General features: G+C 53.7%; 17 protein-coding genes and 1 other RNA gene. 7 read left to right on the top strand and 11 right to left on the bottom strand.

The genetic code is table 11. The annotated features are described in order from the left end of the window. Positions 1-7 precede the first annotated feature (7 nt). Positions 8-1,294 (top strand): ammonium transporter AmtB, encoded by a 1,287-nt coding sequence (amtB, locus tag OK409_RS09785; protein WP_010255877.1) that lies wholly within the window; start codon positions 8-10, stop codon positions 1,292-1,294. Positions 1,295-1,346: 52 nt separating this feature from the next. Here the strand turns inward: amtB and tesB are convergent, their stop codons facing one another. Continuing rightward, positions 1,347-2,210, bottom strand: a complete 864-nt coding sequence (gene tesB / locus OK409_RS09780) for an acyl-CoA thioesterase II (protein ID WP_010255880.1) — start codon at positions 2,208-2,210, stop codon at positions 1,347-1,349. Positions 2,211-2,400: 190 nt separating this feature from the next. Between tesB and OK409_RS09775 the strand changes: the two genes are divergently transcribed. Continuing rightward, complete coding sequence (locus OK409_RS09775) at positions 2,401-2,958, top strand: YbaY family lipoprotein (RefSeq protein ID WP_010255881.1); 558 nt, start codon at positions 2,401-2,403, stop codon at positions 2,956-2,958. A gap of 39 nt (positions 2,959-2,997) precedes the next feature. Here the strand turns inward: OK409_RS09775 and OK409_RS09770 are convergent, their stop codons facing one another. Next, entirely contained in the window at positions 2,998-3,309 is a 312-nt protein-coding gene (locus OK409_RS09770) for an MGMT family protein (protein ID WP_031293095.1), read from the bottom strand. Between the two features lie 175 nt (positions 3,310-3,484). Between OK409_RS09770 and ffs the strand changes: the two genes are divergently transcribed. Further along, an RNA gene (gene ffs / locus OK409_RS09765) (signal recognition particle sRNA small type) lies at positions 3,485-3,581 on the top strand. A gap of 134 nt (positions 3,582-3,715) precedes the next feature. Here ffs and OK409_RS09760 read toward each other — a convergent pair. From OK409_RS09760 to OK409_RS09750, 3 genes are all read right to left on the bottom strand, one after another. Further along, a complete protein-coding gene (locus OK409_RS09760; RefSeq protein ID WP_003850458.1) occupies positions 3,716-3,931 on the bottom strand; it encodes an HHA domain-containing protein in 216 nt (71 codons plus the stop codon). A 24-nt stretch (positions 3,932-3,955) separates the two neighbouring features. Further along, entirely contained in the window at positions 3,956-4,333 is a 378-nt protein-coding gene (tomB, locus tag OK409_RS09755) for an Hha toxicity modulator TomB (protein WP_003850455.1), read from the bottom strand. Between the two features lie 147 nt (positions 4,334-4,480). After that, a complete protein-coding gene (locus OK409_RS09750) occupies positions 4,481-4,834 on the bottom strand; it encodes a hypothetical protein (protein ID WP_010255885.1) in 354 nt (117 codons plus the stop codon). Between the two features lie 341 nt (positions 4,835-5,175). Between OK409_RS09750 and OK409_RS09745 the strand changes: the two genes are divergently transcribed. The 3 genes from OK409_RS09745 to OK409_RS09735 are packed head-to-tail and all read left to right on the top strand — an operon-like array spanning position 5,176 to position 7,574. Continuing rightward, positions 5,176-5,844 carry a metal ABC transporter ATP-binding protein gene (locus OK409_RS09745; RefSeq protein ID WP_264367013.1) on the top strand — a complete coding sequence of 223 codons (669 nt, stop codon included), beginning with the start codon at positions 5,176-5,178 and terminating at the stop codon, positions 5,842-5,844. After that, the gene (locus OK409_RS09740) at positions 5,841-6,680 is read left to right on the top strand and encodes a metal ABC transporter permease (RefSeq protein ID WP_010255890.1); all 840 of its coding nucleotides are present in this window, start codon (positions 5,841-5,843) and stop codon (positions 6,678-6,680) included. Before OK409_RS09745 ends, OK409_RS09740 begins: the two co-directional genes overlap by 4 nt. A gap of 15 nt (positions 6,681-6,695) precedes the next feature. Beyond that, positions 6,696-7,574: a metal ABC transporter substrate-binding protein gene (locus OK409_RS09735; RefSeq protein WP_264367012.1), complete on the top strand. Its 879-nt coding sequence runs from the start codon at positions 6,696-6,698 to the stop codon at positions 7,572-7,574. Between the two features lie 45 nt (positions 7,575-7,619). Here the strand turns inward: OK409_RS09735 and ykgO are convergent, their stop codons facing one another. From ykgO to OK409_RS09715, 4 genes are all read right to left on the bottom strand, one after another. Continuing rightward, positions 7,620-7,760 (bottom strand): type B 50S ribosomal protein L36, encoded by a 141-nt coding sequence (ykgO, locus tag OK409_RS09730; RefSeq protein WP_010255896.1) that lies wholly within the window; start codon positions 7,758-7,760, stop codon positions 7,620-7,622. A gap of 11 nt (positions 7,761-7,771) precedes the next feature. Continuing rightward, complete coding sequence (locus OK409_RS09725; protein WP_010671219.1) at positions 7,772-8,026, bottom strand: type B 50S ribosomal protein L31; 255 nt, start codon at positions 8,024-8,026, stop codon at positions 7,772-7,774. A 162-nt stretch (positions 8,027-8,188) separates the two neighbouring features. Beyond that, positions 8,189-11,344, bottom strand: a complete 3,156-nt coding sequence (locus OK409_RS09720) for a multidrug efflux RND transporter permease subunit AcrB (RefSeq protein WP_010255902.1) — start codon at positions 11,342-11,344, stop codon at positions 8,189-8,191. Between the two features lie 16 nt (positions 11,345-11,360). Further along, positions 11,361-12,554 (bottom strand): efflux RND transporter periplasmic adaptor subunit, encoded by a 1,194-nt coding sequence (locus OK409_RS09715; RefSeq protein WP_010255904.1) that lies wholly within the window; start codon positions 12,552-12,554, stop codon positions 11,361-11,363. 142 nt (positions 12,555-12,696) lie between these two features. Here OK409_RS09715 and acrR point away from each other — a divergent pair, with 142 nt between their 5' ends. Beyond that, positions 12,697-13,335, top strand: a complete 639-nt coding sequence (acrR, locus tag OK409_RS09710; protein ID WP_010255906.1) for a multidrug efflux transporter transcriptional repressor AcrR — start codon at positions 12,697-12,699, stop codon at positions 13,333-13,335. On the opposite strand, the gene rsmS is transcribed toward acrR, so the two are convergent. Beyond that, positions 13,332-13,484 carry a pleiotropic regulatory protein RsmS gene (rsmS, locus tag OK409_RS09705; RefSeq protein WP_010255907.1) on the bottom strand — a complete coding sequence of 51 codons (153 nt, stop codon included), beginning with the start codon at positions 13,482-13,484 and terminating at the stop codon, positions 13,332-13,334. The two genes, acrR and rsmS, sit on opposite strands and share 4 nt — an antisense overlap. Positions 13,485-13,492: 8 nt before the next feature. Beyond that, positions 13,493-13,738: a membrane protein gene (locus OK409_RS09700; protein WP_033779646.1), complete on the bottom strand. Its 246-nt coding sequence runs from the start codon at positions 13,736-13,738 to the stop codon at positions 13,493-13,495. Between the last annotated feature and the right edge of the window lie 11 nt (positions 13,739-13,749).

Below are 13,749 nucleotides of genomic sequence, written 5' to 3'. Positions count from 1 at the left end.
AATAAAAATGAATAAAATTTTCGCTAAGTTGGGCCTCACCAGCCTGGCACTGTTACCCTCACTCGCAATGGCTGCGCCTGCCGTTGCGGACAAGGCTGATAACGCATTTATGATGATTTGCACCGCGCTGGTGCTGTTTATGTCAATTCCAGGTATCGCGCTGTTTTACGGTGGTTTGATTCGCGGTAAAAACGTGCTGTCGATGCTGACCCAGGTTGCCGTCACCTTCTCACTGGTCTGCGTATTGTGGATGGTTTACGGCTATTCACTGGCGTTCAGTGAAGGCAACGCATTCTTTGGCAGCTTTAACTGGGTGATGCTGAAAAACATTCAGCTGACCGCCGTCATGGGCAGCTTCTATCAATATATTCACGTCGCGTTCCAGGCCTCGTTTGCCTGTATCACGGTGGGCCTGATTGTCGGTGCTATCGCAGAACGCATCCGTTTCTCTGCCGTACTGATTTTTGTCGGCGTCTGGCTGACCCTGGCTTACCTGCCTATCGCGCACATGGTGTGGGCTGGCGGTTTCCTGGCACAGGATGGCGCGCTGGACTTTGCTGGCGGCACCGTGGTGCATATTAACGCCGCTGTCGCCGGTCTGGTGGGCGCTTATCTGGTGGGCAAACGTGCCGGCTTTGGTAAAGAGGCCTTCAAACCACACAACCTGCCAATGGTATTCACCGGCACCGCCATTCTGTATGTCGGCTGGTTCGGTTTCAACGCCGGTTCTGCTTCTGCAGCAAACGAAATCGCGGCGCTGGCCTTCCTGAACACCGTTGTCGCAACAGCGGGCGCCGTGTTGTCATGGACCTTTGGCGAGTGGGCGGTACGTGGTAAGCCTTCGCTGCTGGGTGCCTGTTCAGGCTTTATTGCCGGGCTGGTAGCGATTACGCCTGCCTGTGGTTATGTCGGCGTCGGCGGTGCATTAATTATCGGCCTGGTTGGCGGACTGGCGGGACTGTGGGGCGTGACCACCCTGAAAAAATGGCTGCGCGTGGATGATCCCTGCGATGTGTTCGGCGTGCATGGCGTGTGCGGCATTGTCGGCTGTATCCTGACTGGCGTGTTTGCCTCCTCTTCATTGGGCGGCGTAGGCTACGCAGAGGGGGTCACCATGGGCCATCAGGTCTGGGTACAGCTCTTCAGCGTGGGCCTGACTATCGTCTGGTCGGGCGTTGTCGCCTTCATCGGCTTCAAGCTGGCTGATTTGATTGTCGGTCTGCGCGTTCCGGAAGAGCATGAGCGTGAAGGTCTGGATGTAAACAGCCACGGCGAGAATGCTTATAACCAGTAACGGATGGGCAGTGAAAAGATCAACCGGGGGCGAGGAATCGCCCCCTTTTTTTTTATTCGCTGCGCTGACGCATCACCCCTTCCTGAACCGTTGAGGCCACCAGCACACCCTGCTGATTGTAGAACTCGCCCCGGACAAAACCCCGTGCGCCTGACGCCGAAGTACTGACTACGCTATAGAGCAGCCATTCACTGAAGTCGAACGGGCGGTGGAACCACATTGAGTGGTCGATAGTGGCGACCTGCATGTCCGGCTCTAAAAAGCCTTTGCCGTGCGGCTGAAGCGCGACCGGCAGGAAATTGAGATCGGAAGCATAGCCGAGCAGATACTGATGGATGCGTAAGTCGTCGGGCAGTGGGCCGGTGGCGCGGATCCAGACCTGGCGCTCCGGCTTATCCACATGTCCCCGGAGAGGATTGTGAATCTGTACCGGGCGGATCTCCAGCGGACGCTCAGCAATGAATTTTTCACGTAGCTTTTCTGGCAGCAGATGCGCCATTTTCTGCGCCATCGCCTGTTCAGTTAACAGATTCTCTGGCCCCGCCACCTGTGGCATCGGATTCTGATGTTCAAAGCCGCTTTCCGGTGACTGGAACGAGGCGGTCATATAAAAAATCGGCTGCCCATTCTGAATGGCACTGACCCTACGTGCGCTGAAACTTTTGCCATCACGCAGCGTTTCAACATCGTAAATAATCGCTTTCTGACTATCGCCGGGCCGCAAAAAATAGCTGTGAAAAGAGTGAATAATGCGATCTTCCGCCACAGTTTGCTTTGCGGCATACAGCGCCTGACCCACCACCTGACCGCCAAACACCTGACGAAGGCCAATATCTTCGCTCTGGCCGCGATATAAACCCTCTTCCAGTTTTTCCAGATTTAATAAATTCAGCAGATTTTGCAGTGCCTGACTCATGGCGCGTTCCTCAATATAGTGACCTGCTCAGTGTGAAAGATCGGACCAGTTGACGTCAATCAGACTTTCTGGATTGTCGGTGCCAGGCAAAATTTCATTTTTGTGCCAACATTAAGGACATACGGCGAGTGAAGCGCTGTAAGCAGGATTCGCTGCCGACAATCATTTTGATCAAATGGAGACGACATCAATGAAACTCAGGCATGTGTTCAGTGGAGTAGTTATGGCGGTTGCTGTTGTAGGATGCGCCGACAAGAGTAAACCCGTGCCAACGCCAACTCTGGGTTCTGCGGTTGCAGGACAGACGGCGGCGATTGCGCAGCCCAACGTAAGTGGTTCAGTCTTTATCCGCCAGCGCATTGCGCTGCCGCCGGATGCGGTATTAACCGTGACGCTCTCTGATGCGTCCGTCGCCGATGCACCCTCAAAAGTGCTGTCGCAGCGCGTGGTGCGTACCGAAGGCAAACAGGCACCGTTCCAGTTTGTGCTGCCGTTTAACCCAGCCGACATCAAGCCTGATGCACGCATTCTGTTAAGCGCAGCCATCTCAATCGACGGTAAGCTGGCCTTTATCACTGAAGGCGTGAAGCCAGTGATTAACCAGGGTGGCACCAAAGCAGAGCTGCTGCTGGTACCGGTACCGTCTATGGCGATGCCAACCCAGCCGGGCGCAGCGACCACCGTTCCTTCGACCTCACCGACTCAGGTGACGCCGTCTGCTGCGGTTCCTGCTCCAACTCGTCTGTAAACTCATTTCGGGGCGACATTGTCGCCCTTTTTACCCTGTCTAAAATCGCCAGCGATAAGTTTCGAGATCGAGCTGTCCATCATCACTCACCTCTATGCCTTCCGCCTCCAGTGCATCCCGCTGCCGCAACAGACGGTCACCCTGAAGAGAAATTGTGCCGTGTCGGTTTACGACGCGATGCCAGGGAAGGGTAGTGCCCTCGGGTAAGCGGCTCAGCACGCCACCGACCTGACGCGCCGCGCGCGGAGAACCGGCCAGTAGCGCCACATCGCCATAGGTGGTGACGCGGCCAGCCGGAATAGCGGCAACAATTTGCCAGATGCGTTGCTGGAAAGTGTCTGGCTGATTCATGTACTTATTTCATCAGGAAAAAGGGTTTTAACTTTAGCACGGGGAAAAGGCGGAGAAAGCGTAAAAGCGGTGGTTGTTCAAGAAAACAACGGTTGTCCCGACTACGCTTGCAATTGCCACCTCCTTCCCAGATAATGCCCCCGCTCTCGTAAAGAGGGCTTGTCAATGGGGGCCCTGTTGGTTCTCCCGCAATGCTAGCTTGTGAACTCGGTCAGATCCGGAAGGAAGCAGCCGTAGCAGGTGACGCGTGTGCCGGGATGTAGCTGGCAGGGCCCCCACCACTTTCTCCCTTCGATATTCTCCCCCTAAGCTGCAGACAGGCAAAACCCGCCTGGGCCGATCCTTTGCCGGCAGGCAGGATTATCCGGTACTTTATTGGGGTAAAACTGAGCTGTAAGCGATCAGATTAACGGACAAATTTCCATACTGAACCCGGGACTTTATCGTAGAGCTTGTTCATCGTCAGTTCCGCCAGGCGATGGTCAGCTGCTGAGTAAAATACCGCTAATTCATCTTCCGGTAATTCATACTTATTTTTTTCAATCACCCTTTCCAGGGTATCAAGAGAGCGGCAGCGCCGCAGTCGCATCAAATAATCGGTTTTAGTCAGGGTTTTGTTCATAAATAAACCGTTCTCATGTCTTTACTATAATGAATGGCTCGGTTGCTGGAGAAAAGCGCACTCTTCAGTGAACAGATTAAATAAGCGTTTTGCTGAACGTTGCCACCGCTGAAGATCCGGACTATTGACACCATAATTGCTGAATAGCATAAAAGTATCATCAAGATATTCATCGATTTGCGAAATCAGCGCTTCATCTTCAACGTGCTTAATTTTGTAATTCATGGTGAAAGAGGCGATATGCTCAATCAAATCGTTAAGCTGTAGATTGCTTTCAGAAGTGGGATCATTAACCCAGCCATGATGGCTGTCGGTTAATGTTGCCATGCTGTCGTCAAACAGACTCTCACAAAGGTATTTAAGCTGGGCAATATCATGCCGTTTCGGTGAGTATTCGTCCATCTTTTTCCCCTCCATAGCTAGCACAGTTGCCGCAGGGCGGCGAGAGAAGATCACGCGGCCAGGAAGCGATTATTCGGGCAGTTATTAAACGGGATACCTTAAAGATAGTGTAAAACCATTAGTTCTGCTCACCTCCATTACTAAATATTACAATTCATCGCCAGGGGAGGGTTGCTCATTGTCGATCACATCAAACTCAAGTGCACCGGGCTTAATGTGAAAGTTTACCTGTTCTGACTGCGTCACGGTTTCATTTAGATCCAGGCAGGGACTAAATAAATTCCAGTCAAAATCGTAAAGTAATTTAAAACTATTCAGATCCTGGTATTCAACCGAAATGATTTTTAAACTGCCTGGAACTAACCGGGCATTTTGTGAGTACCAGCGTAAATCCCCTACCAGCAAATCGGTTATTTTGAGAATATTCCGCTGAACAATCTCTGCTATTTTTGCGCAGTCCGATTCACCCGCGGCAATATCACATTCAATGCGTGACAGCATATCTGTTCCACTTATAACCGTTAATAAACCTATCATTGGTTTTCTGCAACTGGTTTGCAAGTCAGTTGAGCACAAAACTCTCAGTTTCTGAGATTTGCCAGACGCAGCCGCAGGCCTTATCGCCAGCGCGGGTCTGCCAGTGCGTGCAGCTGATATTTATCTTTTGATACACAATCCCACATTCAACAGAGAGCAACATCAGGTATCTTTACTGTTATGTTATAACATTATGGTGAAGTAATGCGTCAGAGTGGACTACTTATGTCACTGGGCGGGCGGCTGGGAGTAGTACTGCTATTTATCACGCTGCTTGCTGTGGCAATAAAATGGGGGATCAGCACATGATCCTGTTTAACGCACTTCGCGCGGGCTACCAGGGACAGGTTGTGACCCCGGCTATTACCGGCCAGCTCGCACCAGGCTCGATGACTGCGCTGGTCGGCGCGAACGGTAGCGGCAAATCAACCCTGTTAAAAACCATTGCTGGCTTACTGCCACCGATAGCCGGGCGCTGCGAGCTGCAGGTTGCACGCCGGGATATCGGCTGGTTGCCGCAGCGCACCGAACTTGAGACCCGCTTTCCCCTGACGGTATTTGAACTGGTCTCTATTGGCTGCTGGCCACGCTGCGGCTGGTTCGGCGGCATTAACCGGATACTGCGTCGGGAGATCTGGCAGGCGCTGGAAGCGGTTCAGATGAGTGATTATGCGGATGCGCAGCCCGCGACGTTATCCGGCGGACAACTGCAGCGGGTATTGTTTGCGCGGCTGATGCTGCAGCGCAGCCAGCTCTGGCTTCTGGATGAGCCTTTTAACGGCATTGACAGCCAGACGGTGACGCTACTGATGTCGATCCTTGAGCAGCAACAGCAGGCCGGAACAACCCTGCTGGTGGTGCTGCACGATCGTCCGCTGGTGGCGCGCTACTTCAGTAACGTGATGTCGATGGATGAACGTGAGGTTAACTGCACCAGCCTGCCTGCTTCCTCTCTGCGGAGTCGTGCGCCGTGACTCTTATTCAACCCTTTATTGAGTTTGGTTTTATGCGACGCGCGCTGGTGGCCTGTCTGGCGCTGGCCGTCAGCGCCACGCCGCTCGGGGTATTCCTCTCCCTGCGACGTATGAGCCTGATTGGCGATGCCTTATCACACGCGGTGCTGCCCGGTGCCGCCATTGGCTATCTGATCTCCGGATTGTCACTGGTCGCGATGGGTGTTGGCGGCCTGATCGCTGGTTTAGCCGTGGCGCTGCTCTCTGGCGCGGTCAGTCGCTACACGCCGCTGAAAGAGGATGCCAGTTTTGCCGGGTTCTATCTGGGTTCACTGGCGCTGGGCGTCACGCTGGTTTCACTACGCGGCTCAAGCGTGGATCTGCTGCACGTTCTGTTTGGCTCGCTGCTGGCGGTAGACAACGCAGCGCTGTTGCTGGTGGGCGGCATCGCTGCCTTTACGCTGATTCTGCTGGCGGTGATCTATCGTCCGCTGGTCATCGATGCGTTTGACGGCGACTTCCTGCGTGCGCAGGGAAAATGGAGCGCGCCGCTGGTGCATGGTCTGTTTTTAATGCTGGTGGTGCTGAATCTGGTGGCGGGTTTTCAGGTGCTGGGCACCCTGATGTCGGTGGGTTTAATGATGTTGCCCGCCGCCAGCGCCCGCTTCTGGAGTCGCCATCTCGCCGCGATGCTGGTTATCGCCATTTTCATGGCAATGATTTCGGCGCTGGCCGGTCTGATGCTCTCCTGGCACTTCTCATTGCCGGCGGGTCCCGCTGTAGTGCTGAGCGCCGCCATGCTGTTTTTTTTCTCCATTCTTACAGGGCCGTGCGGCGGAATTTTACGCCGCCATTAATCTTAAGGGGTATCTATGAAAAAATTACCGGTTAGCCTGGCGCTCGCTGCGCTGTTTGCCACGCCTCTGGCGATGGCCAAAACGGTGGATGTCGTGGCCAGCTTTACCGTGCTGGCTGACATCGTTAAGCAGGTCGGCGGCGATCATGTAAAGGTTAAAAGCCTGGTGGGGCCGAATGGCGATCCACATACTTTTGAACCGACACCGCAGGACAGTCAGGCGCTGGCGAAGGCCGATCTGGTGTTTGTCAGCGGACTGGGACTGGAAGGGTGGATGGATCGGCTGGTCAGCGCCTCAGGGTATCGCGGTCAGCCCGTTGTCGCTTCAACCGGTGTCACCACCCGCAGCATGGAGGAGGAGGGTAAAACCGTTACCGATCCTCACGCCTGGAACAGCATGCAGAACGGCGTTATCTACGCGACCAACGTGATGAATGCGCTGGTCAAAGCCGATCCTGAAGATGCTCCGGCCATTCGTCAGCGTGGACAGAATTACATTCAGCAACTGCAGGCGCTGGATCGCTGGGCAAAAACCGCCTTTGACGCTGTGCCAGCCGATAAGCGTAAAGTGCTGACCAGTCATGATGCGTTTGGTTACTTTGGACAGCGATATGGCGTGACTTTCCTGGCGCCGGTAGGGTTCTCTACTGAGGCGGAAGCGAGTGCCAGCAACGTGGGTAATTTAATCACCCTGCTTAAGCAGCAGCACATCAATCGCTATTTCATTGAGAACCAGACCGACCCGCGTCTGGTAAAACAGATTGCCAGCGCCACCGGGGCTGAGCCGGGTGGTGAGCTCTATCCGGAAGCATTATCCACGGCCTCTGGCCCGGCAGCCACCTATCAGGCGGCTTTTAAACACAACGTGAATGCGATGCTGAAGAGCATGCACTAAGCATAAAAAAGGCCGGGCAAGCCCGGCCAGTCATCACGACACAAACTAGCGTTTTTTCTTTCTTCCCTGTACTGCTTTAAACCGCGGGTTTGATTTACAGATAACGTAAATACGGCCTTTGCGGCGGACTACTTTACAATCCCGATGGCGATTTTTTGCTGAACGCAGCGAGCTTAATACCTGCATGATCCTCTCCTCTATTTCTTTCCAAGAAAACGCCCGAAACGCTGGTTAAAGCGTGCGGTGCTGCCCTCTTTGGCAAAATCTTTCTGTTTGCCGGTGTAGAACACATGTGAGGCAGACGACACATCCAGGGTGACGTAGGGCAGCGTTTCGCCTTCGAACTCCACGGTGCGATCGGTTTTGATGGTTGATCCAATTTTGAACCAGACATCAGCCGATGTGTCATGGAAGACCACGTGACGATAGTGAGGATGAATATTCGCTTTCATAATGCACACCTATGTAATGTTATACTATAACAATATTATGCGATGCACAGGCCAGGATTGCAACTGTCCGTGAGACAGGAAAAGCAAGGGAACAGGAAATGAGAAGGGCAGAATCGCAGGCATAAAAAAAGGCCGCTTGCGCGGCCTCAGATGATTTACAGCTTAGTGAGTCTGGTTATGCTCAACCGGATGACTGTTCGCTGATTCTTCTTTTTTCTTGCCAAAGCGGCGGCGTACCACCACAAAGAACACAGGAACGAAGAAGATCGCCAGTATGGTCGCGGTGACCATACCACCGATAACGCCGGTACCTACGGCGTTTTGCGAACCGGAACCGGCACCGGTACTGATCGCCAGCGGCAGTACCCCGAGAATAAACGCCAGTGACGTCATCAGGATAGGACGCAGACGCATACGGCACGCTTCCAGCGCAGCTTCAATCAGCCCTTTACCCTCTTTATCCATCAAATCTTTAGCAAATTCGACGATAAGGATGGCGTTCTTGGTGGAGAGGCCGATGGTTGTCAGTAACCCCACTACGAAGTAGACGTCATTACTCAGGCCACGCAGGGTGGTAAAGATCAGTGCACCTATGACCCCGAGCGGGACAACCAGCATAACCGAGAATGGAATCGACCAGCTCTCGTACAGTGCGGCGAGACACAGGAAGACCACAATCAGCGAGATGGCATAGAGCGCAGGGGCCTGGTTACCTGACAAGCGTTCCTGATAGGACATACCGGTCCAGTCATAGCCGATACCGGCAGGCAGTTTCGCCGCCAGCTCTTCCATCAGGTCCATTGCCGCACCCGAGCTTTTGCCTGGCGCAGCCTGTCCCAGGATTTCCATCGCAGGCAGACCGTTGTAACGCTCAAGGCGCGGTGAGCCATATTGCCATTTCGCTGACGAGAAGGCAGAGAAGGGCACCATGGTTCCGCTGCTGTTGCGCACGTACCATTTACCAATGTCGTCCGGCAGCATGCGGGCGTCCGCTTTACCCATGACGTAAACTTTCTTCACGCGACCGCGGTCAATGAAGTCATTGACGTAGGAACCGCCCCAGGAAGCCGCCAGCGTGGTGTTGATATCACTCAGTGATACGCCCAGCGCCTGTGCTTTCTCTTGATCGATCGTCAGCTTGTACTGCGGGGTATCTTCCATCCCGTTAGGACGGACGCCAACCAGCGTATCAGGATGCTGCGCAATCATGCCGAACAGCTGATTACGCGCTTCCGTCAGCTTATCGTGGCCAAGGTTATTCTGGTCGATCAGCTCAAAGTCGAAGCCGGTCGCGTTACCCAGTTCAATAATGGCTGGCAGGTTGAAAGGAATGACCATTGCATCTTTGATCGCCCCCAGCGCCTGCATGGCACGGCCAGCAATCGCCGGTACTTTCATGTCGCTGCCGGTACGCTCATCCCACGGCTTGAGACTGACGAAGGCGATACCGGTGTTCTGTCCACGACCGGCAAAGCCGAAGCCGTTAACGGTAAACACCGATTTAACCGTGTCTTTCTCCTGGGTCAGGAAGTAATCCGTCACCTGGTCCAGCACTTTCTGCGTACGCTCCTGGGTTGCACCAGCAGGCAGCTGCGCCTGAGCCAGCAGCAGACCCTGATCCTCTTCCGGTAAGAATGAAGAGGGCAGTCGCACAAACAGAAACGCCATACCGACCACGATCACCAGATAGATCACCATATAGCGACCCGTACTGCGAACCATGTGACCCACACCATCCACATAGTGGTTGGTGCTTTTGTCGAACATGCGGTTGAACCAGCCGAAGAAACCGGTGGTTTTACCGTGCTCGCCTTTTTTAATCGGTTTCAGCATGGTGGCACAGAGTGCCGGCGTCAGAATAAAGGCGACCAGCACCGACAGCGCCATTGCCGAAACGATAGTGATGGAGAACTGACGGTAGATAACACCGGTCGAACCACCAAAGAACGCCATCGGAATAAATACGGCAGCCAGCACCAGCGCGATACCGACCAGTGCGCCCTGGATCTGCTCCATAGAACGCTTAGTCGCTTCTTTTGGCGGTAATCCCTCTTCCGCCATTACGCGCTCAACGTTCTCGACCACCACGATGGCGTCATCCACCAGCAAGCCGATGGCCAGCACCATCCCGAACATCGTCAGGGTGTTTATCGAATAGCCAAAAGCGCTGATAACGGCAAACGTACCCAGCAATACCACAGGGACCGCGATGGTAGGAATGAGCGTGGCGCGGAAGTTCTGCAGAAACAGATACATGACCAGGAACACCAGCACGATCGCTTCGATCAGCGTTTTCACCACTTCGAAAATCGAGATTTTAACGAAAGGCGTGGTGTCATACGGATAGACCACTTTCAAACCGGCCGGGAACGTCGGCTGCAATTTGGCCAGTTCTTCTTTCACCGCATTGGCGGTATCCAGCGCATTCGCACCGGTGGCCAGCTTGATACCGATACCGGACGCAGGCTTGCCGTTATAACGGGCAACGATTTCGTAGTTTTCCGCGCCAAGTTCAATCCTTGCCACATCACGCAGACGAACCTGAGAACCATCTTCATTCACTTTCAGCAGGATTTTGCCGAATTCATCGGTAGAGGTGAGACGGGTTTGCGCAATGATCGAGGCGTTAAGCTGCTGTCCCGGAACCGGAGGCGTACCGCCCAACTGACCGGCAGCAACCTGGGTGTTCTGCGTATTCAGGGCGCTGATAACATCAACCGGCGTCAGGTTGTAGTTGTTCAGCTTGTGCGGATCCATCCAGATACGCATCGCGTACTGCGCACCAAATACCTGGGTATCACCCACGCCTTTGGTACGGCTGATCGGGTCTTTGATGGACGATGAAATAAAGTCAGAAATATCATTCTGCGTCATATTGTCATCGTCGCTGATGAAGCCCGCTACCATCAGGAAGCTACTGGAAGATTTCTTAACCTGAATCCCCTGTTGCTGTACTTCCTGCGGTAACAGCGGCGTCGCCAGCTGCAGTTTGTTCTGCACCTGAACCTGCGCGATATCGGCATCTGTTCCTGACTCAAAGGAGATCGTCAGGGTCAGCGTACCGGATGAGTCGCTGCTTGAGGACATATACATCAGTCCATCAATGCCGTTCATATTTTGTTCGATGACCTGAGTCACCGAGTCCTGCAGCGTTTTAGCATCTGCACCAGGGTAGGTGGCCTGAATCTCAATCGCCGGCGGTGCAACATTGGGATATTGCTCAATCGGAAGTTTGAGAATCGATAGCGCACCGACCAGCATAATGATGATGGCGAGCACCCACGCAAAGATGGGCCGATCGATAAAGAACTTAGCCATGAATCAACGGCTCCTGTTATGACGATGACTTGTCAGACTGCGGCTTTGAATCGGGTGCCGCTTTCGCATCGTCTGAGACTTCTTGTGGGGTAACCTGTGCGCCCGGCTTGGCTCGCTGCAGACCCGTGCTGATCACACGTTCACCCGCTTTAACACCGTCGGTGACTAACCACTTATCGCCAATCGCCTGAGAGGTGGTGACCTGACGAGCTTCCACTTTGTTATCTGCACCTACCACCATGACCGTTGCCTGACCCGTTGGGGTGCGGGCTACCGCCTGTTGCGGAACCAGCAACGCATTAGGATTGGTACCTTCATCCAGACGAGCGCGAACAAACATGCCCGGTAACAGCGCATGGTTCGGGTTCGGGACAATGGCGCGCAGGGTGATAGAACCCGTGGTTTCATCAACGGTAACGTCAGAGAACTCCAGCGTACCTGTCTGTGGATAGCTGTTGCCGTTCTGCATCAGCAGGGTCACGTTGGCTTTGCCATCGTTCTGCTTCAGCTGACCCGACTCCAGTTCTGAACGTAAGCGCATGAAATCTTCGCTCGACTGGGTGACGTCGACATACATCGGGTCAAGTTGCTGCACAGTGGCCAGAGCGGTGGTTTGCGCGTTTTGTACCAGCGCACCTTCCGTTACTGACGATTTGCCGATGCGGCCACTGATAGGCGAGGTGACTTTGGTATAAGCCAGGTTAATGCGGGCCGTTTCTACATTGGCTTTTGCTACCTGAACCGCAGCATCGTTTTGCGCGGCCGTGGCAACGGCGGTGTCGTAATCCTGCTGACTGATATATTTGGTGCCGAGTAAAGGCTTATAACGTTTGACGGTCAGCTGAGCGATGCGAGCATTGGCCTGCGCCTGAGTTAAATCACCTTTGGCGCTGTCATAGGCGGCCTGATAGGTAGCAGGATCGATCTGATAAAGAGACTGACCCGCTTTGACATCGCTGCCTTCAACAAAGTTACGCTTCAGAATGATACCGGAAACCTGCGGACGGACTTCGGCGACACGATATGCCGAGGTGCGGCCAGGTAATTCAGTCGAGATTTTCAGGGGTTCAGTTTTCAGTGTTACAACCCCCACTGCTGGCGGTTGCTGGGCGGCTTGTTCGGATTTATTGTTGTCACATCCTGTTAACAAAAAGCTGCCTGATAGCATCAGGACGGCCGCCAGAGGCGATAATCCTCTGATTTTATTCATAAATAAACCTCTAGTGTCCGATATCAATTGGTCAATGGATCACAAACTGAAAAACCCATTGCTGTGTCAAGTCGCAGGTCATGCTATGGTACATACATTCGCAAATGTATGTAAACTTACCTGTTTGTAAAAAAAGCCCCTTATGGCACGAAAAACCAAAGCGCAAGCACTTGAAACGCGACATCAAATTCTTGATGCCGCCATTGTTCTGTTTTCGCAGCAGGGCGTTTCAGCCACTTCTCTGGCGGATATTGCAACCGCTGCCAGCGTCACGCGAGGGGCCATCTACTGGCACTTCAAAAATAAAGCCGATGTATTACATGAAATATGGCTTCGTTGTGATGCTGGTCTGGACGATGTGGAACTTGAGTATCAGACAAAATACCCTGGCGATCCACTCTCTGTGTTGCGAGCGATGCTGGTCTATATCTTTGACGCGACAGCAAAGGATCCGCAGCGCCGCGCCTTGATGGAGATCATTTTCCACAAATGTGAATTTGTGGGCGAAATGTCGGCGCTGAAGAATATGCAGCAGAGCTTACTGCTGGAGTGCTACGACAAAATTGAAGATGTCCTGCGCCAGTGTATCGAAGCCGGACAACTTCCTGGCAGTCTCAGCACGCGTCAGGCCGCTCTTATCCTGCGCGGTTACGTCAACGGTATGATGGAAAGCTGGCTGTTTGCGCCGGACAGTTTTGATTTAGCCGGAGACGCGCCGACGCTGGTCAATGCCTTTATCGATATGCTGCGCCTCAGTCCGACGCTGACTGCCCACCACTAAGCCGATGGGCGATCACGCTTGTTTTCGAAATCGCGCTGCACCATGGCCAGCGCTGAGAGCACGGTTTCTACCGGCAGTTGATGCTCTTCCAGTAGCTGAATCAGATCAACTGCCAGTTTGACGTCGTCAGGGGCATTTTCCAGTGACATCTCTTCTCCTAAATACGTAGTCGGGCCGCGACCAGCAGCATCACTAATGCACCGAGAATCGCCATGCCCAGTGCGCCAATATGCAGCGTTGCCAGGGTGCCCAGTTCAAAATAGGTGGCGATATAGCCGCCAATCAGTGCCCCGATCATCGACAGCGTCAGGGTAGCAACCAGGCCGCCCGGTGGTCCCGGCCTCAGCAGACGCTTCAGCAACCCCAGCAGTAAACCGCTTAACAGCCACACAAGTAAAGCCATGGTTCTTCTCC

Source organism: Pantoea sp. RG18 (assembly GCF_025910075.1).
Classification (GTDB): Bacteria; Pseudomonadota; Gammaproteobacteria; order Enterobacterales; family Enterobacteriaceae; genus Pantoea; species Pantoea agglomerans.
This window is presented reverse-complemented; position numbering and strand designations above follow the sequence as displayed.